The following is a 17,967-nucleotide window of genomic DNA, read 5'->3' on the forward strand; positions in this document are numbered from 1 at the left end:
CGGCGGTGGGACGGTGCGGTGGTACGGCTGTGGGGCTGGACCGTGCCGGGGCCGCCCGAGGCCGGCGGGTCCGGCTCCGCCGGCCGGTGAAATCCCGTGACAACACCGGCTCCCCCTGCTTTGATGCGGCGCGTGACTTCAACCGATCGCCACGATTCCGAGTCCACACCCGTGCTGGACGCCCTTGAGCAGTACTACGACGGCGTGCCGAGGAGCAGCGCCCGGGTCGAGGACTTCGGCCCGCTCTCGCTGTTCGTCCGCGAGGGTGCGGGCTGGCCGTTCTACGCCCGGCCGACGCTGGGCTTCGCCGGGTCGGTGGGGGCCGAGGACGTCGAGCGGGTCCGGTCCCGGCAGCGGGAGCTGGGCCAGCCGGAGGCCTTCGAGTGGGTCGCCGAGACGACCCCGTCGCTGCGCGCCGCCGCCGAGGCCGCCGGGCTGCGGGTGCACGCGCACCCGCTGATGGTGCTCGGCCCGGACGAGCCGGCGGCCCGGCCCGCGGCAGGCGCCGGCGTGACCGTCCGGCTGCTCGACGCCGGTGACCCGGCGCTGGCCGCCGCGGTGGCGGTGCCTCAGCTGGCCTTCGCCGAACCCGGCACCCGGCTCGGCACCGCGGGCCCGGCCGAGCTCGCCACGGCGACGCTGACCGCCGCCAGGGACGGCTCGCTCGACCGCGTCGCCGGCCGGATCCGCGCGGGTCTCACCCGGGTCGCGGCCGCGAGCGAGGACGGCGTCGTGCTGTGCTCGGGCATGCACCAGCCGGTGGACGGGGTCAGCGAGATCGTCGGCGTCGGCACCCTGCCCACCGCCCGCCGCCGGGGGCTCGCCCGCGCGGTCACGGCCGCCCTGGTGGCCGACGCCCGTGCCCGCGGCGTCCGCACCGTCTTCCTCTCCGCCGGGGACGAGGACGTCGCCCGGGTCTACGCCGCCGTCGGTTTCCGTCCGGTCGGCACCGCCCTGATCGCCGAACCCGCCTGACGCTCCCGGCCGCCGGCCCGTCAGGCCCAAGCCCTGTCAGGGCCCGGGGCGGGCGGCTTCAGGGCTTTCCCTTGGAGACGAAGACGACGACGGCGGTGCTGGGGGCGACGACAGCGCCGGGCCGGGGCTCGGTGCTGATCACGGCGCCGACCGAGGTCTTCCAGTCGGTGAACTGCTGGACGCGATCGATCTTCAGTCCGGCCTCGGTGAGGAGCTTCTCGGCCTGGGCCTGGGACATGCCGATCACCGACGGCACGGTGACGGAGGCTTCGCCCGGCCCCGGCCTGGTGTCGGCGCCGGGCGAGGGTGTACCGGTTCCCATCGGCGTACCGGTCCCTGTCGGCGGTCCGGGGGACGCTGTGGCGGTGGAGCCGCTCGCGGTCGGCTCCGGGACCGCGGGGGAGGGTGTCGCGGGAGCGGGTGTCGCGCTGCCGCCGGGCGCTGCGGCGCTCGGCCGGGCGGGTGGCTCGCCGGAGCCGTTCAGGGCGAAGGCGGTACCCGCCGCCAGGACGATGGCGGCCGCCGACGCGGTGACCGCGAGCACTCCGCGCCGGCGGCGGGTGCGGCGCAGAATGGCGGTGCCGTCGATCGCGGGGGCGTGCGCGTCGGTTGCGAAGCTGTCCATCGCCTGGATCAGTGCCTCTCTGAAGTCGTGGTCCGGGGTGGAGCCGAGGTGGTCGTCGGGCGGGAACGAGGTCATCACGCACCTTCGAACTGGGGCAGAGGAGTGGGCCGGCCGTCGTCCGGTGCGCGCGGAGGCGGTTCGGACCGGGGCACCGCGGTGCGCAGTTTGGCCAGCCCGCGGGCGAGTTGCGAGCGCACGGCGGAGGGCGAGATCCGGAGGGTTTCGGCGATCTCCTGGTCCCCCATGTCGTGCAGGAAGTGCAGCACCACGACGGTGCGCATCCCGATCGGCAGGGCGTGCAGCGCCTGGACCAGTTCGTCGCGAAGGTCCACCAGCCGGTACGGGTCACGGAGGTCCGCGTGGTCCACGGGATCCGAACGCTCACCGGCCCGGCGGAGTCTGCGCCACCGGTCGTTGGCCAGGTTCACCACGATCCGGCGCACATAGGCCTCCGGCGAGTCCGCGACGGCGACCCGGTTCCAGTGCCGGCATGCCTTCTCCAGTGCCTCCTGCAGCAGGTCCTCCGCGGTGTCCTGGCTTCCGGTCAGGACGTAGGCGGTCCGGAACAGCGCCGCGGAGCGCTGCCGGACGAACTCGACGAAGTCGATCCGTCCGGTGTCCCTGCCGCGCCTGCGTATCCTCACCAGGCGCCCGCCGATGCACTCATGCTCTCCTCCTTGAGCGTTCCTGCACCCATGACGGCCGCTCACCGCGTCCTGCTGCACCGATCAGCCCGAAGTGACGCGCATCACTCCGGATCGGAAGCAGAGAACCCGGCGCCCCGTCCGGACCGTCAGGGCCGGTGGGGCGCCGGGTTGTCGTCGTCGTGCGAAGGCCCGCAGGCCTAGGCTCCCGTCACCCAGTGCGAGCGGACGGCGTCGGTGGGCCGGGGTTCGCCGAGGGCCTCCAGGCCCCAGCTTCCGAGGGCGTCGATGACCTGGCGGAGCGCCAGGCCGCGTTCGGTCAGCTGGTAGACCGTTCCGCTGGCCGGGCGTTCCAGCTTGCGACGGACCGCCAGGCCCTCGCTCTCCAGCTGCTTGAGGCGCGCGGCCAGGATGTCGGTGGAGACACCGGGCAGATCCGCGTGCAGGTCGGTGTAGCGGCGTGGGCCGCCGAGGAGTTCACGGACGATCAGGAGGCTCCAGCGCTCCCCCACCGCGTCCAGGGCCCGGGCGACGGCGCAGTACTGGTCGTAGCTTCGGCGTGGCATGTGGATCAGCATAGCCAATAGGTTGGACTTTCCAAGTGGATACTTGGTAGAACAAAGCGACCAGACTGACCCTGCGATGACGGACGCCTCGGGAGACCACTGATGGAGTTTCGGCAGTCCAGCAAGCTGAAGGACGTGTGCTACGAGATCCGTGGCCCGGTGGTCGACCAGGCCAACGCGCTGGAGGAGGCCGGCCACACCGTCCTGCGACTGAACACCGGCAACCCGGCACCGTTCGGCTTCGAGGCGCCGGCGGAGATCCTCCAGGACATCATCCGCAACCTCCCGAACGCGCACGGCTACAGCGACTCGCGCGGCATCCTGCCGGCCCGCCGGGCCGTGGTGCAGTACTACCAGCAGCGCGGCGTCAAGGGCGTCACGGTCGACGACGTCTTCCTCGGCAACGGAGCCTCCGAGCTGATCCAGATGAGCGTGCAGGCGCTGGTGGACGACGGCGACGAGGTACTGGTCCCGATGCCGGACTACCCGCTCTGGACGGCGGTGGTGCGGTTCGCCGGCGGGAAGGCGGTGCACTACATGTGCGACGAGGAGGCGGACTGGTTCCCCGACCTCGACGACATCGCCGCCAAGATCACCAGCCGCACCAAGGCCATCGTCGTGATCAACCCCAACAACCCGACCGGCGCGGTCTACTCGAAGGAGCTGCTGGAGGGCATCCTCGAACTCGCCCGCCGCCACGGGCTGATGGTCTTCGCCGACGAGATCTACGACAAGATCCTCTACGACGGCATCGAGCACCACTGCCTGGCCGCGCTCTCCGACGACGTCCTCACGCTCACCTTCAACGGCCTCTCCAAGGCGTACCGGGTAGCGGGTTTCCGCAGCGGCTGGCTGACGGTCTCCGGCCCCAAGCAGCACGCCCAGGACTACCTGGAGGGCCTCACCATGCTCGCCGGGATGCGGCTGTGCCCCAACGTCCCGGCCCAGTACGCGGTGCAGGCGGCACTCGGCGGCCACCAGTCCATCCACGACCTCACCCTGCCGAACGGTCGGCTCACCGAGCAGCGCGACGTCGCCTGGCGGGCGCTCAACGAGCTGCCCGGCGTCAGCTGCGTCAAGCCCAAGGGCGCGCTGTACGCCTTCGCCAAGCTGGACCCGGCGGTGCACAAGATCGTGGACGACGAGCAGTTCGTGCTGGACCTGCTGCTCCGCGAGAAGATCCACATCGTCCAGGGCACCGGCTTCAACTGGCCCCGCCCGGACCACTTCCGCTTCGTCACCCTCCCGCGCACCGACGACCTGGAGACCGCGATCAGCCGCATCGGCCGGTTCCTGGCCACCTACCGGCAGTAGGCGGCGCCGGGGCTCAACGCCCCCGCGGTCCGTACATGATGACGGCGACACCGGCCAGGCAGATCAGCGCACCGATGACGTCCGCCCGGTCCGGCCGGTAGCCGTCCATCAGCACGCCCCACAGCAGCGAGCCCGCCACGAACACCCCGCCGTAGGCGGCCAGCACCCGCCCGAAGTGGCTGTCCGCCTGCAGCGTCGCCACGAACCCGTACGCCCCGAGGGTGACCACGCCCGCCCCGACCCAGGCCGGCCCCCGGTGCTCGCGGACCCCCTGCCACACCATCCACGCACCCCCGATCTCCAGGATCGCGGCGAGGACGAACAGCAGGGCGGAGCGTACGACGGTCATGACCAGCGAGCCTAGCGGTGCGACCGGGGTGTCCTCAGCGCACGTAGCTCTTGAGGGTTTCGGTCTCCAGCACGAATCCCACCGGGCTCGGCAGCTCCACGTCATCGCCGAGTGCCGTGGTCACGCAGGTCCGGTACTTCCCGCCTTCCGGTCGGCTGTACACGGTGACCTCGCAGCTCTCCCGATCGACGAGCAGGTACACCGGGATACCGGTCTCGGCATACGCCGACGGCTTCTCCACCCGGTCGCGTCGGTCGGTATCCCGATCGTAGGAGGTGACTTCCACCGCCATCAGGACTCCGGATGGATCCGCCCATTCGCCCTGGCCGACGAAGTAGTCGATCGGCACAAGCGAGGCATCCGGCCTGGCGCAGCCGTTGCGGTACCGCTCCACTCGGAGGCCCTGCTCGCTGTACAGATCGAGATCGGGCCGGTGCTGCATGCACCGCCGCGTCAGCCACACGACGATGGCACCGTGGTCACCGTCGGGCACCGCCTTGACCCCCAGCTTTCCGTTGATGAACTCCAGCCTCACCGTCTCCGGTGCCGAAGCTGCGATCTGCTCGAACTCCTCGACCCTCATCTGCGGCCGGTCGGTGGCCATCGCGGTCATCATGGGCTCCTCGGCGATCGACTGGGTGGCGGGCTCGTGCACGGCTCTGCCGGGGCAGACACCACTCCTGTGCCACCGTACTACCACAACGACCGCCTGCCCTGGAGTGAGTTCGATGGCCAAGTCGCCCGGAATCGGAAGCAAGGCTCCCGTGTTCGTACTGGACGGTGTACTGCTCACCGACGGGGAGGTGGAGCGGCGCTCCTACCGGCTGGCGGAGGCCAACGGCCGACCGCTGGTGCTGGTGTTCTACCCGGGCGACGACACCCCGGTGTGCACCAGGCAACTGTGCTCGTACACCTCGGACTTGGAGCGGTTCAAGGGGCTGGGCGCACAGGTCTGGGGGATCAGCCCGCAGGATCTGGACAGCCATGAGCGGTTCGCGCGCAAGCACGGCCTGGGTTTCCCGCTGCTGGCCGATCCGGACCGGGCGGTGGCCCGGGCGTACGGGATCGCGGTGCCCGGGCTCGGCCTGCGCCGCTCGGTGTTCGTCCTGGACGAGGACGGGGCGGTGCGCTGGAAGCACGTGGCGCTGGCCGGACTGACCTTCCAGCACAGCGACACCCTCGCCGAGCAGTTGGCGGCACTGAAGGCCTGACCACGTGCACGGCGAAGGCGGCGCCACCGGGTGCGGTCCAGTGGCGCCACCTTCGGATCGGGGTCAGGCGGAGAGGGTCAGCGGCTCAGCCACGACCAGTCGTCGCCGTCGTCGTCCCAGCTCTCACCGGCCTTGCGCAGGATGGTGTAGTGGTCGATCTGGGTGCCGTCCTCCGCCAGGGCGGTGACCTTCATCGAGGACTTACGGCCGGGGTGGGCCGGGGTGACGTCCACCTTGATGAAGGAGTAGCCGGTGTAGCGGACCCGGGACCACTCGACGGTCTCCTCGACCTTCGCGCCGCCCTTGCCGAAGTGGAAGGTCTTGACCTCGTCCACCCGGTGCTCGTGGCCCTCGTAGGTGTCGGGGTAGTCGAAGCTGTACAGGCTTCGGCCGGCCGCACCGGCGGTGACGTAGACGACGCCGTCCTTGGCCGGTTCGATGCTCTCACCGCTCGGCACGGCCTTGGAGACCTTGTTTCCGAGGATCGCGTCGGTGCGCTCGTAGACGTGGTTGTGGCCGTTGATCACCAGGTCCACGCGGTACTTCTCGAAGAGCGGCACCCAGGCCTCGCGGACACCGCCCTCGGAGGCGTGCTGGTGGGTGGTGGAGAAGGCGCAGTGGTGGAAGAAGACCACGATGAAGTCGATGCTGTCGTCCGAGCGCAGCTCGCACAGCTTGCGGTCCAGCCACTTGGTCTGCTTGCCCGCGGTGAGGCCGAGGTTGGCCGGGATCTCGTACGAGACGTCGTTGGCGTCCAGCGAGATGACGCCGACGTTGCCGTACTTGAAGGCGTAGACACCGGGGGCCTTGCGCGGGTCCGGGCCGTTGTCGGGCAGGTAGAAGCGGGCGTCCTCGCCGCCGTACCCGTTGTGCGAGTACCAGGCCTCCATGTCGTGGTTGCCGTAGGAGACCATCCACGGGATCTTCGAGGCGACGGTCTCGGTCTGGACCAGGAAGTCGTCCCAGGTCTTGGCGTTGTACGCGGTCCTGTCCGAGTCCTGGCCCTGGCCCATCGGGTCGGCGTAGCAGATGTCGCCGGCGTGCAGGTGGAAGGACGGCTTCTGGGCCAGGATGACGTGGTCGTTCCCGGCGGCGTGCGAGCTGACGCCCTGGTCACCGAAGGCGGTGAAGGTGAACGGCGCGTACGGCTTGCCCCAGCGCCAGTCCCGGGACGGCGCGGTGCGGAAGGTGCTGAGGGTGGAGATGGCCTGCTGCGAGGCCGGGTCGAAGCCGTCGTGGCCGACACCGTAGTAGTAGGTGGAGTCCGGGTCGAGGTCGTCCAGCGAGACATGCAGGTAGTACTGGTCGACCGGGGTGCCGGTCGGGGTCAGCGCAGGGGTGTGCAGGGCGCGCACCTCGGCCTGGATCTTGTGACTGAGCGACCAGGGGTGCTTGCCGAAGCGCAGGAACGGCCGCTTGACCGGGGCCGGGACCTGCCAGGAGATCCGGAACCGGGTGTCCGGCTCGGCGCCGAAGGCCAGGTGGCGGCCGATCGGGGCGACCAGCGAACCGTTGATGCCCTCCGTGGCGCTCGCCGTGGGCAGGCCCGGAGTGGCGGGGGCCGCGAAAGCGGTGCCACTGCCCAATGCGCCGCCGACGGCCACCGCGCCGACCGAGATGGCGCCGATCCGCAGCGCCTTGCGACGGGAGAACCTGCTGCGCAGGTACTCGTGCTGCTCGGCCATGCTCATCCGGTCGGCGAGCTTCTCGGGCACGCCCATGCGTGGGATATCCATGGCGTGGAGATTCGCAGCGGTGGATTGCCCGCACACGGACATTCGGTGAACAACCGTTGTCGTGTCGATGTGCCAGACCGCAAGTTTCGCCCATGCGTTCGCAAAGAATCGGTGATTCACCTGTGATGGCAGACCTCTTGACTGGCGGTCATTTGACGCTGGTTTGACCGAAGAACCCTCACCGGGCTCGGCGCGAAGCCGGACCACGAAGGGGACACCCCGGCACATTGGGCGATATGACCGTTTTGTAGTGGTGCTGTGAGAGGCTGACCCGCGAAACCGGGCCATGGTCACCACAACAGCCGCCGCAGTCGCTGAAGTCGCACCAGCCGCCGGAGTTGCACACCAGTCACCGAAGTCGCACCAGAAGGAGCCGAACCGATGTACGGAGTCAAGAGCCCCCTGCCGGAGGCCGACCGCAAGGTGGTCGGGGAGGCACTGCAGGGCGCACTGGTCGATCTGATCGATCTGTCCCTGGTGGCGAAGCAGTTGCACTGGAACGTGGTCGGGCCGCGCTTCCGCTCGGTGCACCTCCAGCTGGACGAGGTGGTCGGCATCGCCCGGCAGCACGCCGACACCGTGGCCGAGCGGGCGGCGGCCATCGGCGTCTCCCCGGACGGCCGGGCGAAGACGGTGTCCGGGAGCAGCGGCATCGCCACCGCTCCCGAGGGCGCCGTCACCGACTCCGCCACGGTGGGCACCCTGGTCGCGGCGCTGGGCGCGGTGATCGTCCGGATGCGCGAGCGGATCGCCGCCACCGCCGACCCCGACCCGGTCAGTCAGGACATCCTGATCGGGCTCACCGCCGATCTGGAGAAGTACTCCTGGATGGCCCAGGCCGAGAACACCGCCTGACCGCTCGGCTCCACCCTCAGACGGCGGTCGCCGCCGCGGCCTTCAGAGCGGCGGCGGCGCCGCTGGTGATCGGCTCGCCGTGACCGAAGACCGCCACCCGCACGTCCAGTTCCGCCAGCCGGCGGAAGGACTCGATCGCCCGCGCCCGGTCCAGGTTGAAGACCCCGAGCATGGTCTGTCCGGCGACGTTGGCCACCGCGTCCCCCGTGAACAGCACGCCCGGGCCGGGCAGGTGGAACGCGACGCTCCCGTCCGTGTGCCCCGGCACCGCCACCACCCTCGCTCCACCGCCGAACTCGACGGTGTCGCCGTCCGTCAGCTCGACGTCCACCCGAGCGGGCGGTGCCGCCGGCAACTCGGGCTTGGCCATCCAGAGTTCACGCTCCCACGTCGGGGCGTCGTCGAACACCGGTGGCAGCACGGGCCGTTCGCCCCGGATCACCGGAGCGTCCAGCCGGTGCGCCAGCACCTGGACCGAACCGCCGTTCCACGCGCCGATCTCGGCTGCCGAACCCGTGTGGTCCTCGTGACAGTGGGTCAGCAGCACTCGGCGCAGCTCGCCGGGGTCGCGTCCGATCCCCCGGATCGCCTCCGCGATCACCTCCCCGGAGCCGGCCACTCCCGTGTCGGCCAGCGTCAACTCCCCAGGGTCACACCACAGATAGACGTGCCCGATCTCGCAGCCCAACAGGTACAGCCGTTCCGGAAGGATCTCCAACGTCTCCATGCCGCCGATCCTTCATCACGGCCCGCCCGATCGGGACCCGACTTCGTTGTGAGCGAACCGGATCCGCTCAGAGCTGATCACCGGGCAGCGCCGTGTACTGTGCGCGCAGTTCCTCGATCACCGGGTGCTCGGCCCGCAGGGTGAGGCCGTCCAGCCTGCCGACGACCCGGACGCCGATGGCGGCATTGGTCGCGAACGCGGCCTCGAAACCCGCCGCCTCCGCCAGGCCCACCCGCTCGAAGTCGCAGCGGTAGAGCCCCCGTAGCAGCTCCATCGTGGTCCCCACCAGGTGCTCGGCCTCGGGCCAGACCACCTGCCGGCCGCGGACGAACCCGATGTTCCAGGTGCTGCCCTCGGAGATCCCCCGCTCACCGTCCACGAACAGCACGTCGTCGAAGCCCGCCCGCTGCGCCTGGCGGCGGTGCCAGAGCGAGCCGAACAGGCCCACGCTCTTCACCGCGGGCAGGTCCCTGCGGTACGCCACCGAACGGACCCGCAGCGGCGGGAGCGGCCCCGCCCCGCCCGCCGGGCGGGAGGTCACCAGCAGCTGCGGCTCGGCGGGCGAGCCGATCGTGCCGAGGTCCAGCGCCGGGTCGAAGACGGTCACCCGGACCACCACCGCTCCCCGGACCGGTACCGCCCGGCGCGCGAACTCCCGTACCCGGCCGAGGTCCAGTTCGGTCCCGAAGACCGTGCGGCAGTCCCGGGCCAGCCGCTCCAGGTGCAGCGGCAGGCCGCGCACCCTGCCGTCCTCCACCAGCATGGTGGTGAAGTGCCCGTACCCGGTGAGCGCCAGCGCCTGGAGCTCCGCCGGGCTCACCGGCCTTCCGTTCAGCTCCGCCGTGCCGGGTGCGCGCTGGTCCTCCATGCGGCCCATCATGGCAGCTCGTCGCGGAGCCCGTGCGGCCGAGGCGCTCGGGTGCGGGCCCTGCGGCGGGCTCGCGCGACTCGCCGTGCCCCCGGGTACGGCACGGGAACCGGCCCCCGGGACCCGTACCGGGGCGCACCGCACCGTCAGTCGCGCAGGCCCTCGCGGACGCGACGGGAGACCGCGAACTCCTGGAGGTCCAGGGTGCCCGGCGGTTCGGCGACGCCGGGGCCGCCCGCCCGTACCCACTCGGTTATCTCGTCCAGCATGTCGTCGGCCAGCACCCAGCCGAGCCAGACCGGGCGGCCGCCCGCCAGCCGTCCGGCCGCCGAGGGGCTGACCACGACCACGTTGGAGTGGTCGCAGGCGTCCAGGCAGGGCACCGCCCGCACCCGGCCCGCCTCGCCGACGCCCTCGCGCAGCCGTACCAGCTGTGCCGCGTGGTCCACCTCGGGGTGCTTGGCCGTGGTGCCGCAGCAGCAACCCCGGCAGACCGTCACCGTGCAGCCCGCGTCGGCACCGGACGCCTTCGAACGCCGGGCCTGCTTGGACGCGTTGGCCGCAGCCGGGTCGGTGGGCTGCTGCTTACCGGCGGCACGACGAGCCATCGGTTTCCTTCCGTCAGGGCCCGCCGCCGCACCCGATCGCGCGGCAGCCGCAGGCCGTTGAGACCGACGATCACGGTGGGCCCCGTGCTCCCGCGACACCGGGCGGCAGCTGAAGCGCCGACCAGGTCCCGGGTCGCCGGGGCGGCGATGAACACCCCCGTGATCACAAGATTCTGCACCACCGACCGCCGGGGCCGAACCGGTGGTGCGGGCGGCGGCCAGTGGGCAGCGCCTGAGCGGACCGCCCGCCACGACGGAGGGACAGCTGCCCTCGCCCCTCCTCCACCCGCTCCGCCGCGCGCGCCGGCGCGCCGGTGCTTATGGTGACCACATCGCCACTCTCCGCCCGCGTCTCGAGCGGTTGCGAACGGCGCTGCCGCCGGAGCGGAGCGACCGAGGAGGATTAAACCGTGATCACAGCACGTGACGTCATGCACGCCGGCGCCCAGTGCATCAACGCCGACGAGACCCTGGACAAGGCCGCGAAGATCATGCGGGACAAGGGCGTCGGCGCCCTGCCCATCTGCGGTACCGACCAGAAGCTCAAGGGCATCATCACCGACCGGGACATCGTCGTCCGATGTATCGCCGAGGGCAAGGACCCGGCCGACATGAAGGCCATGGACCTGGCCGGCCATCTGCACTGCGTCCGCGCCGACGACGACATGGAGACAGTGCTGAAGAAGATGGAGCAGCACCAGATCCGCCGCATCCCGGTGATCGAGAACGAGCGACTGGTCGGCATGATCAGCGAGGCCGACCTGGCCATGGGCCACCGTGAGGGGCAGCGCCTCACGGACAAGCAGCTCATGGACTTCATGGACAGCGTCTACGTCAACCGCTGACGCCACCGCTCGCCGGGAGCGTCACCCCGCGGCCCGTTCGGCCGCGTCGGGTGGCGCTCCTTCGCCGCTTGTCGCGCCGGCGCACCGCCCCGGGCGCCCGCCTGGGCGTCTCGGGGTACGGAGGGAGCGCACCAGCGCCTGCTCGCGCCCCGGGACGGCGTTCGGTGAGGGGCCGCAGGCGAGCGGGTGCGGGTCTCACGCCGTGGCGCGGGCCGCCGCCCGGCCCGCGATCCGGCCGGAGAACAGGCAGCCGCCGAGGAAGGTCCCCTCCAGGGAGCGGTAACCGTGCACCCCGCCGCCGCCGAAGCCGGCCGCCTCCCCGGCCGCGTACACGCCCTCCAGCGGCGATCCGTCCGCCCGCAGCACCCGGGCCAAGAGGTCGGTCTCCAGTCCGCCGAGCGACTTTCGGGTGAGGATGTTGAGCCGTACCGCGATCAGCGGGCCCGCCCCGGGGTCGAGCAGCCGGTGCGGGGCGGCGGTACGGGTCAGCCGGTCACCCAGATAGCGGCGGGCGCCGTGGATCGCGGTCACCTGGAGATCCTTGCTGAACGGGTTGGCCATCTCGCGGTCGCGCGCCTCGATCTCGCGGCGCAGCTCGGCCTCGTCGATGAGCGGCTGGTCCGTCTTCGCGTTCATCCCCCGGACCAGCTCCGGCAGTGTAGGGGCGACCACGAAGTCCGCACCGTTGCGCTTGAACGCCTCGACCGGTCCCGGTGCGCCCGACCGCGCCCGACCCAGGACGTCCTTGATGCTGCGGCCGGTCAGGTCGGGGTTCTGCTCGGAGCCGGAGAGGGCGAACTCCTTCTCGATGATCTTCTGGGTGAGCACGAACCAGGTGTGGTCATGGCCGGTGGTCATGATGTGTTCGAGCGTGCCGAGGGTGTCGAAGCCCGGGAACAGCGGTACGGGAAGGCGCCGTCCGCGCGCGTCCAGCCAGAGCGAGGAGGGTCCGGGCAGGATCCGGATGCCGTGGCTCGGCCAGATCGGGTTCCAGTTCCGGATGCCTTCGGTGTAATGCCACATCCGGTCGCCGTTGATCAGATGGCCGCCGGCCTCGCCCGCGATCTCCAGCATCAGACCGTCCACGTGCGCGGGCACGCCCGAGAGCATCCGCTCCGGCGGTGTGCCGAGCCGGGCGGGCCACGCCTTGCGGACCAGGTCGTGGTTGCCGCCGATACCGCCCGAGGCGACGATCACCGCCTGCGCGCGCAGCTCGAAGCTCCCCGTGACCTCGCGTGAACTGGCCCGGCCGCGCGGGACGTTGCTCGGCGCCAGCACCTCCCCGCTGACGGTGTCCGTCACCCCGGCGCTCGCCGACAGGCCGGTGACCCGGTGGCGGAAGCGCAGTTCCACCCGCCCGCGGGCGGCGGCCGCCGACACCCTCCTGGCGAACGGCTCCACGACGCCGGGGCCGGTCCCCCAGGTGATGTGGAAGCGGGGCACCGAGTTGCCCGGGCCGCTGGCCAGCAGCCCGCCGCGCTCGGCCCAGCCGACCACCGGGAAGAACCGGATCCCCTGTGCGCGCAGCCAGTTGCGCTTCTCGCCGGCCGCGAAGTCGACGTACGCCTCGGCCCAGCGGCGCGGCCAGTGGTCCTCGGCCCGGTCGAAGCCCGCCGTTCCGAGCCAGTCCTGCCAGGCGAGTTGGTGCGAGTCGCGGATCCGCATCCGGCGCTGCTCGGGCGAGTCGACCAGGAACAGGCCGCCGAAGGACCAGTGCGCCTGACCGCCGAGCGAGGCCCGCGGCTCCTGGTCCAGCAGGATCACCTTCCGCCCGGCGTCAGCGAGTTCGGCGGTGGCCACCAGGCCGGCCAGGCCGGCTCCGATGACGATGACGTCGGCGTCCAGTGCCATGCGGGATCCTCCGGAGGTCGGCCGGGCTGAACTGGCGGGCGGGGTGGTCCGATCCTGCGCCTCGGGCCGCCGCCGGTCAACCGGCCGGTAACAAGCGCTCGGCGCATTTCGCTCCACGGCGTATCCGAATTGCCAATTCGCTCCACCGAGGAGCGTAATTCCGCGAATGCCCCGCGGTGATTCCCGGATTTCCACGACCGAATATCTGGACAAGCTGTTAACGCATCAGTAACTTACTAAGCGGTAGCCGGAAACGTCCATGACAAGGCCGCCCCCACCCGACCGCCTGTTTCTCTCCCCCAGGAGGAACCCGTGCTCCGCCATGCCCTGAAGCGCACAACCGCCCTGGTCAGCGGCGTTCTCGCGGCCGCCGCGCTCACCGCGTTCGGTGCGCCGGCCGCCCACGCCTCCACGGGCCGCAACTACGTCGCACTCGGCGACTCCTACGCCGCCGGGGCCGGCGTGCCCGGCCAGTCGGCCGGGCTCTGCCTGCGCTCCGACCACAACTACGGACATCTGGTCGCGGCCGCCCTCGGCACCACCAGCTACACCGATGTGACCTGTGCGGCCGCCAAGATAAAGGCGATGACCTCACCCCAGTACGACGCCTTCATCCGGGTCAACGACCCGCAGCTGGACGCGGTGAAGGCCGACACCGACCTGGTCACCCTCGGCATCGGCGGCAACGATCTCGGCACCTCGGACATCGGCATCGGCGACGTCATCGCCACCTGCATCGCCGGTGCCGTGGTCAACCCGCTCGGCACCCCCTGCCACGACCACTACGCCCACGGCCACTGGGACTTCAGCACCTGGTCCTGGCAGTACGGCGAGGACACCCTGGTGGACCGCATCAACGCCGCCGCCCCGCAACTCGCGGACACCCTCCAGCGGATCCACGCCAAGGCCCCGGGCGCCAAGGTCCTGCTGGTCGGTTACCCGGCCGTCCTCCCCGACGACGAGCACGACTGCTTCGGCCGCCAACCCGTCACCACCGGCGACGTCGCCTACCTGCGCTCCATCCTCGGCCGGCTCAACACCATGCTCGCCACCACCGCCGCTGCGGGCGGCGCCACCTACGTCGACACCCTCACCGCCACCAGGGGCCACGACGCCTGTTCCACGGACCGCTGGATCGAGGGCGCCCTCCCCGGCTCCCCCGCCGTGCCGTTCCACCCGAACGCGACCGGCGAGCGGGCGATGGCCAAGGCGGTACTGGCGGCGCTGGGCCGCTGACCGGACGGCCGGCCCGCCCGGGCTCCGCCGACGCACAGCCGCAGACGCACCGCAGGGCCGCGATCGGGGCAACGCCGGTCGCGGCCCTGCGGTGTGCGGCTTCGGCTCCTACTCGCCGTCGCCGGCCACCGGAACGGCCTCGCGCATGCCTGCGGACCACTTCTGCTCGACCTTGCCGAGCTTCCAGAAGGCGAGCGCCCCGGCCCAGGTGACCACGAAGAGACCGACGATCGCGTAGCCGACCAGGTTGAGGTCGAGGGAGGCGATCCAGCCGATCGGGCCGGTGGTGATGTCGAACTTCTCACCGAGCAGGCCGATCAGTTCGATCAGGCCGATCACCAAGGCGACCAGAACGGACAGCCCGGTGACGGTGAGGTTGTAGTAGATCTTGCGGACCGGCTTGGAGAAGGCCCACTCGTAGGCGAAGTTCATGAACGAGCCGTCGATGGTGTCGAGCAGGCTCATACCGGCCGCGAACAGGACCGGCAGCACCAGCAGCGCGTACCAGGGCAGCGAGAAGGCCGCCGCACCGCCGGCCAGGACCAGCAGCGAGACCTCGGTCGCGGTGTCGAAGCCGAGACCGAAGAGCAAGCCGACCGGGTACATGTGCCAGGGCTTGGTGACGGCCCTGGTGACCCGGCCGAGGATGCGGTTCAGGAAGCCGCGCTTGTCGAGTTGCTTCTCCAACTCGGCCTCGTCGAACTCGCCGTGCCGCATCCTGCGGAAGACCTTGAGGATGCCGTTGAACGCGCCGAGGTTGATCAGGCCGATCAGCAGCAGGAAGGTGCCGGAGACGCCAGTGCCGATCAGGCCGGTGACCTTGTGCAGGTTGGAGTCGTCGGACTCGACCTGGCCGGCCAGTGAGCGGATGCCGAAGGCGAGCAGGGCGCAGAGGCCGAAGACGATCGAGGAGTGCCCGAGCGAGAACCAGAAGCCGACCGAGAGCGGCCGCTTGCCCTGACCCATCAGCTTGCGGGTGGTGTTGTCGATGGCGGCGATGTGGTCGGCGTCGAAGGCGTGGCGCATGCCCAAGGTGTAGGCGGTCAGGCCCATCCCGGCGCCGAAGACCTGTCCGCCGACGTCGTAGTGCTTGGGCGCGATGACCGCGAGCAGGGTGAACCACCCGATGACATGGAGCGCGAGGACGAAGCCTCCCATACCGGCGAGGCGGATCCACTCGTCCCGGGTGAGCCGGTCACGGAGACGGCTTGGCGCAGACATGAAGGGGTCCTCTCCGAATAACGGCACGGCTGAGCTGGGACATCCTTCCCCCTACCGATGCGTATTTGCAAGCTATGTGCAACTACAGGACGCCCGCACACGGCTCCCGCAAATTCCCCGGGCGGCCACTCGTGCATGGATTCCCGTCCGCGAACAGTCGCTCCGAACGCCATCGCCCGGCCGGGCAAGGCGAGCTGACGATCGGCCATTCCCGTCTCAATTGGGGCGAAGTGTCCATTATTGTCTGATTCGGTCGTCGATCAGGCACCGTGGACACTGACCGCTCGGGAGCCCCGCCATGCAGCACCCCGCCTCGTATCCGTACCCCACCGTCCGCGAGGACCGGCGCATCCCGCTCGCGGACGGCGTGGAACTGTTCGCCCGGATCTGGCGGCCGGTGACCGACGAGCCGGTGCCCGCACTGCTGGAGTACCTGCCGTACCGGCTCAGCGACCGGACCGCGCCGCGCGACGCCCAGCGCCACCCGTGGTACGCCGGGCACGGCTACGCGAGCGTCCGGGTCGACATCCGGGGACACGGCAACTCGGGCGGGGTCCCCGGCGACCAGTACTGCGAGCAGGAGACCACCGACGGCGTCGCCGTGGTCGAGTGGCTGGCCACGCAGCCCTGGTGCAGCGGCCGGGTGGGCCTGTTCGGGATCGGCTGGGGCGGCAGCAACAGCCTGCAGATCGCGGCACGGGCCCCCGAGGCGCTCAGGGCCGTGGTGACCGTCTGCTCCACCGACGACCGCTATGACAACGACGTCCACTACCTCGGCGGCTCGCTGCTGGCGGTGGACATGCACTCCCGGTCGGCCGCGATGCTGGCCTTCACCGCGCGCCCGCCGGACCCCCGGTACGTCGGGGACGACTGGCGCCGGATGTGGCTGGAGCGGCTGGCGGCGGTGGAACCGCCCGTCCACCGCTGGCTGGGCCACCAGACCCGCGACGAGCAGTGGCGGCGCGGCAGCGTCCGGGAGGACTACGGCGCGATCAGGGCCGCGGTGCTGGCCGTAGGCGGCTGGGCCGACCCGTACCGGGACACCGTGCTGCGGCTGGTCGAGCACCTGGACGCGCCCGCCCGCGGGATCATCGGCCCGTGGCCGCACCAGTACCCCGACCGCGGCCTGCCGCCCGGACCGGCGATCGGTTTCCTCCAGGAGACCCTGCGCTGGTGGGACCACTGGCTGAAGGACGTCGACACCGGTGCCTTGAAGGAGCCGGCGCTGCGCGGCTGGATGAACGAGTCCGTGCCGCCGGCCACTCGCTACGCCAACCGCCCCGGGCGGTGGGTGGGCGAGGAGTCCTGGCCCTCGCCGGACGTGCGGGAGATGCACTACGACCTGGACGAGGTGCTGCGGACGGCCGGGACACCGTCCGACGACCGCTTCGTCCATGTCCGCTCGCCGCAGCACGCCGGGGTCGACGCCGGGCGGTTCGTCCCGTTCGGGCACGCCGCCGACCTGCCGCCCGACCAGCGCGCCGAGGACGGGCGCTCGGTCTGCTTCGACTCGCCGCCGCTGCCGGAACCGGTCGAGATCCTCGGCCGGGCCGGACTGCGGCTGCGGGTTCGGAGCGAGGGGCGGCGCGGGCAGGTGATCGCCCGGCTCTGCGACGTGGCTCCGGACGGGTCGTCCACGCTGGTCACCCGGGGAGCGCTCAACCTGACGGCCCGCCACGGCCCCGACCGCGTGGTGGAGTGGACCCCGGGTGCCGTCGAGGACGTGGAGTTCGAGCTGGCCGGGATCGCGCACGCGTTCCCGGCCGGGCACCGGATCAGGCTGGCGCTGTCCTCCGCGTACTGGCCGTGGATGTGGCCGCAGCCGTGGGCCGGCGGCTTCGAACTGGACCCCGGGCACAGTGTGCTGGCACTGCCGGTGCGCCGGACGGCCGCCGACACCGGCAAGGCGCCGATCGCCTTCGAGTCGCCCGAGCAGGCGGGCGGCCTGGCGGTTCACATCACCGAACCGCTGGTCGCCCGGCCCGAGCGCCAGGTGGTCCACGACGTCGCCACCGGGGAGTGGCGACTGGAGGTCGACCCCGGCTACGGCGGCTCGCGCACCTATCCGGACGGGCTGGTCTACGACGAGCACGCGGTGGAGGCGTACCGGATCCTGAGCGACGACCCGCTCAGCGCCGAGACCCGCACGGACTGGACGATCCGTCTGGAGCGCCCCGACCTCGGGTGGGACGTCACCGTCCGCGCCCGCTCGCAGATCACCTGCGACGCGACCCACTTCACCACGCACAGCCATCTGAGTGCACTGGAGGGCGGCTCGGTCGTCTTCGAACGCGACTGGGAGCAGCGGATCCCGCGGACGGCCTCGTAGGCCCGCG

General features: G+C 71.2%; 17 protein-coding genes and 1 pseudogene. 7 read left to right on the top strand and 11 right to left on the bottom strand.

Translation table 11 applies throughout. The annotated features are described in order from the left end of the window. Positions 1 to 123: 123 nt before the first annotated feature. Positions 124 to 975 carry a GNAT family N-acetyltransferase gene (locus tag ABD369_RS08590; protein WP_425557558.1) on the top strand — a complete coding sequence of 284 codons (852 nt, stop codon included), beginning with the start codon at positions 124 to 126 and terminating at the stop codon, positions 973 to 975. A gap of 58 nt (positions 976 to 1,033) precedes the next feature. On the opposite strand, the gene ABD369_RS08595 is transcribed toward ABD369_RS08590, so the two are convergent. The 3 genes and pseudogenes from ABD369_RS08595 to ABD369_RS08605 all read right to left on the bottom strand — a co-directional run. Continuing rightward, positions 1,034 to 1,675: a PASTA domain-containing protein gene (locus ABD369_RS08595; protein WP_344635648.1), complete on the bottom strand. Its 642-nt coding sequence runs from the start codon at positions 1,673 to 1,675 to the stop codon at positions 1,034 to 1,036. Beyond that, positions 1,675 to 2,244, bottom strand: coding sequence for a SigE family RNA polymerase sigma factor (locus ABD369_RS08600; RefSeq protein WP_425557559.1), 570 nt, complete (start codon positions 2,242 to 2,244; stop codon positions 1,675 to 1,677). The genes ABD369_RS08595 and ABD369_RS08600 overlap by 1 nt, the downstream gene beginning before the upstream one ends. A gap of 215 nt (positions 2,245 to 2,459) precedes the next feature. Next, positions 2,460 to 2,810 (bottom strand): annotated as a pseudogene (locus tag ABD369_RS08605) (winged helix-turn-helix transcriptional regulator); the annotation flags it as partial. Between the two features lie 102 nt (positions 2,811 to 2,912). Between ABD369_RS08605 and ABD369_RS08610 the strand changes: the two are divergent. After that, positions 2,913 to 4,124 (top strand): pyridoxal phosphate-dependent aminotransferase, encoded by a 1,212-nt coding sequence (locus tag ABD369_RS08610; protein WP_344635649.1) that lies wholly within the window; start codon positions 2,913 to 2,915, stop codon positions 4,122 to 4,124. Positions 4,125 to 4,137: 13 nt separating this feature from the next. On the opposite strand, the gene ABD369_RS08615 is transcribed toward ABD369_RS08610, so the two are convergent. Together ABD369_RS08615 and ABD369_RS08620 are read right to left on the bottom strand one after the other, a co-directional pair. After that, on the bottom strand, positions 4,138 to 4,473 hold the full coding sequence (locus tag ABD369_RS08615) for a YnfA family protein (RefSeq protein ID WP_344635650.1): 336 nt from the start codon (positions 4,471 to 4,473) through the stop codon (positions 4,138 to 4,140). A gap of 34 nt (positions 4,474 to 4,507) precedes the next feature. After that, positions 4,508 to 5,086, bottom strand: coding sequence for a Uma2 family endonuclease (locus ABD369_RS08620; protein ID WP_344635651.1), 579 nt, complete (start codon positions 5,084 to 5,086; stop codon positions 4,508 to 4,510). 115 nt (positions 5,087 to 5,201) lie between these two features. Between ABD369_RS08620 and ABD369_RS08625 the strand changes: the two genes are divergently transcribed. Continuing rightward, positions 5,202 to 5,684, top strand: a complete 483-nt coding sequence (locus ABD369_RS08625) for a peroxiredoxin (protein WP_344635652.1) — start codon at positions 5,202 to 5,204, stop codon at positions 5,682 to 5,684. 77 nt (positions 5,685 to 5,761) lie between these two features. On the opposite strand, the gene ABD369_RS08630 is transcribed toward ABD369_RS08625, so the two are convergent. Next, positions 5,762 to 7,420 (bottom strand): fibronectin type III domain-containing protein, encoded by a 1,659-nt coding sequence (locus tag ABD369_RS08630; protein WP_344635653.1) that lies wholly within the window; start codon positions 7,418 to 7,420, stop codon positions 5,762 to 5,764. 381 nt (positions 7,421 to 7,801) lie between these two features. On the opposite strand from ABD369_RS08630, the gene ABD369_RS08635 reads away from it, so the two are divergent. After that, a complete protein-coding gene (locus ABD369_RS08635; RefSeq protein WP_344635654.1) occupies positions 7,802 to 8,275 on the top strand; it encodes a Dps family protein in 474 nt (157 codons plus the stop codon). 16 nt (positions 8,276 to 8,291) lie between these two features. Here the strand turns inward: ABD369_RS08635 and ABD369_RS08640 are convergent, their stop codons facing one another. The 3 genes from ABD369_RS08640 to ABD369_RS08650 form a co-directional block, all read right to left on the bottom strand. Continuing rightward, positions 8,292 to 9,002: an MBL fold metallo-hydrolase gene (locus ABD369_RS08640; protein ID WP_344635655.1), complete on the bottom strand. Its 711-nt coding sequence runs from the start codon at positions 9,000 to 9,002 to the stop codon at positions 8,292 to 8,294. A 67-nt stretch (positions 9,003 to 9,069) separates the two neighbouring features. Beyond that, positions 9,070 to 9,870 carry an aminotransferase class IV gene (locus tag ABD369_RS08645; RefSeq protein ID WP_344635656.1) on the bottom strand — a complete coding sequence of 267 codons (801 nt, stop codon included), beginning with the start codon at positions 9,868 to 9,870 and terminating at the stop codon, positions 9,070 to 9,072. Positions 9,871 to 10,016: 146 nt separating this feature from the next. Further along, a complete protein-coding gene (locus tag ABD369_RS08650) occupies positions 10,017 to 10,478 on the bottom strand; it encodes a (2Fe-2S) ferredoxin domain-containing protein (RefSeq protein WP_344635657.1) in 462 nt (153 codons plus the stop codon). Positions 10,479 to 10,888: 410 nt separating this feature from the next. Here ABD369_RS08650 and ABD369_RS08655 point away from each other — a divergent pair, with 410 nt between their 5' ends. Further along, the gene (locus ABD369_RS08655; RefSeq protein WP_344635658.1) at positions 10,889 to 11,323 is read left to right on the top strand and encodes a CBS domain-containing protein; all 435 of its coding nucleotides are present in this window, start codon (positions 10,889 to 10,891) and stop codon (positions 11,321 to 11,323) included. A gap of 195 nt (positions 11,324 to 11,518) precedes the next feature. Here ABD369_RS08655 and ABD369_RS08660 read toward each other — a convergent pair whose 3' ends face one another. Continuing rightward, positions 11,519 to 13,174 carry an FAD-binding dehydrogenase gene (locus tag ABD369_RS08660; protein WP_344635659.1) on the bottom strand — a complete coding sequence of 552 codons (1,656 nt, stop codon included), beginning with the start codon at positions 13,172 to 13,174 and terminating at the stop codon, positions 11,519 to 11,521. Between the two features lie 312 nt (positions 13,175 to 13,486). Here ABD369_RS08660 and ABD369_RS08665 point away from each other — a divergent pair, with 312 nt between their 5' ends. Further along, entirely contained in the window at positions 13,487 to 14,410 is a 924-nt protein-coding gene (locus ABD369_RS08665) for an SGNH/GDSL hydrolase family protein (RefSeq protein ID WP_344635660.1), read from the top strand. 108 nt (positions 14,411 to 14,518) lie between these two features. On the opposite strand, the gene nicT is transcribed toward ABD369_RS08665, so the two are convergent. After that, a complete protein-coding gene (gene nicT, locus ABD369_RS08670) occupies positions 14,519 to 15,631 on the bottom strand; it encodes a Nickel transporter NicT (RefSeq protein WP_344635661.1) in 1,113 nt (370 codons plus the stop codon). A 298-nt stretch (positions 15,632 to 15,929) separates the two neighbouring features. Between nicT and ABD369_RS08675 the strand changes: the two genes are divergently transcribed. Continuing rightward, positions 15,930 to 17,960 (top strand): CocE/NonD family hydrolase, encoded by a 2,031-nt coding sequence (locus ABD369_RS08675; protein ID WP_344635662.1) that lies wholly within the window; start codon positions 15,930 to 15,932, stop codon positions 17,958 to 17,960. Positions 17,961 to 17,967 lie beyond the last annotated feature (7 nt).

This window comes from Kitasatospora cystarginea, from assembly GCF_039533515.1.
In the GTDB taxonomy this organism is placed as follows: Bacteria; Actinomycetota; Actinomycetes; order Streptomycetales; family Streptomycetaceae; genus Kitasatospora; species Kitasatospora cystarginea.